Genomic DNA, 1,966 nt, shown 5'->3' with positions numbered 1-1,966 from the left:
TAGTCAGTCATTTTATATACTTTTTACGTTGAAAACTTTGGTACTGAATCTTTCGAACTTTAATAAAAAAAGACCTTGATACGATGATCAAGGTCTTTTTTATTGAGTACTATACGTTGAACTATTTTAGCTCAACGGTTGCGCCATTCTCGATATTGGCATAAACCTCTAAAACGTCCCAGTTGGTCAAGCGCACACAGCCAGCTGATGCTTGGCGGCTGATGCCTTCAGGCTTGGGTGAACCATGTATACCATAAGAAGGTTTAGATAAGCCCATCCATACGACGCCTACTGGACTATTCGGTCCTGGTGGCAGCATATGCACTTTTTTATTCGCGCCTTCACCGACGGTCGCTTTGTACCATGGCATTTTAACCTTGTTAATGATTTTAAACGTGCCTTGTGGTGATGGCGTGGCGTCACTTCCGATGGTAGTTGGATAGGTGGCAACCAGCTTATCATTGTTATAAGCATATAATGTCTTATCAGCTTTGTTCGCAATGATACGGTTAATACGCTGCTTAAGCGGTGCACGGGTATTCAACACCGTAATGGTTTCACCAGCTTTATATTGTTTGTTTTTATTCAGCTTGTCTAAATAACGCACATCCATATGGAAGCGCTCACCAAACATTTCTTTGATGTCTTGATAATACAAGCCCTTCATTTTTGACTTTGCTTCTGAGCCTGAAGGCATAGTAGCAAAATTGGTATTCACATCATCTTCAGTGATGGTATAAGTTACTAACACTGGCTTATTGGCTGGGATGTTTTTATTCAAAGCGTCCCAGGTTTTTTGATCCATTTTACCCGTTGCTGGCAAGCCTTTCATGGTTTGGAAGTTGATCAGTGCTTTTTTACTGTTCATACCCCAGCCGCCATCGATAGCACCAGGGGAAGCATAGTTCCAATCAAGTAATGCCTGCATCTTGATAGTCATTGCCGAGTTGACTTTCATACTCGGTGTCCATGTAGCACCGTTTACTTGTTTGGCATAATTAGATAAGTTCAACGTGGTATGTTTTTTACCATCTATATTTTCAATATTCTTAATAGCAGGGTCGTTTGCGCTATCAGAAGTCAATGAACTAGGAGCGGCAACGGCTTGACCTTCACTGATATCATCGGTGCTGTCGGACTGTACATCTTTACGAGACAGCTCTTCTACTGTCATATTATCAGCAGCGACTGCGACCGACGTATTGGCTTCCGCTTCTTTCTTGGCATCAATCAGCTGAGTCATACGGTCAGTGGGCTTAGCTGTTGGTTGTACAGTCGTACGAGAATCAGCTGAGGTAGTGCGATTCTCTTGTACGTTAAGGCTGACTTTTTGGGCAATGCTAGGCATTGAGTCGGCTGTACGTACAGGTAAGGTGCGTGTACTATCAGCGGATGCAGCAAATGCACTGACACCAACGATAGTAAGAGATATGGCAGTAATAAGAGGCTTCATTTTCATCATAATTGGGAACACTTGTGGTTGCTACTAATGGCGCTATTATGCGCATAATTTGAATGCTTCGCAAACTTTCGACACATTATTTTTCATTTAGAGCTTGCCAAACGTCAATGGTTGACGTATTCACTACAGTTGAGTAAGAGTTCAGTTATGCAGGCATCTATTTCCGCCGTGTAGCAGGTGACTTTCACTTGATTTATCTGCTTCTAAATCAGAAAAAAGAGTTAGGTTAGATGTTGGTGATAAAATAGGTGCTGCAAAACTTTATTGAACTAAAAAATGCAGTCATTGGCGCAGCAACCTGTTTCCGTCTATAATATGGAACGAGATTTTTATTTAATAAATCGGCTATTCATTGAAATCATGGAAAGCGATTTAATCCATCCGCATGTAGTCAGTCAGCATGTAATCAGCAAGGTGTGATATGTCAGAAGACCAAACAATGAGCGCAGAAGAATTCCAAAATCAATACTTTAGTGATGAAGAATCACAAGGCGCAGATGGCAA

Annotated in this window: 1 protein-coding gene; it reads right to left on the bottom strand. The window is 41.5% G+C overall.

Features of this window, described 5'->3' with window-relative positions; all coding sequences use genetic code 11:
* Window positions 1–121: 121 nt before the first annotated feature.
* Window positions 122–1,174: a L,D-transpeptidase family protein gene (locus VLN09_RS00070; RefSeq protein ID WP_414709058.1), complete on the bottom strand. Its 1,053-nt coding sequence runs from the start codon at window positions 1,172–1,174 to the stop codon at window positions 122–124.
* Window positions 1,175–1,966: the final 792 nt, after the last annotated feature.

The sequence above is a fragment of the Psychrobacter sp. genome (assembly GCF_035469765.1).
GTDB lineage: Bacteria > Pseudomonadota > Gammaproteobacteria > Pseudomonadales > Moraxellaceae > Psychrobacter.
Note: the sequence above shows the minus strand (reverse complement) of the source record. Positions and strands in the feature narration are given on the sequence as shown.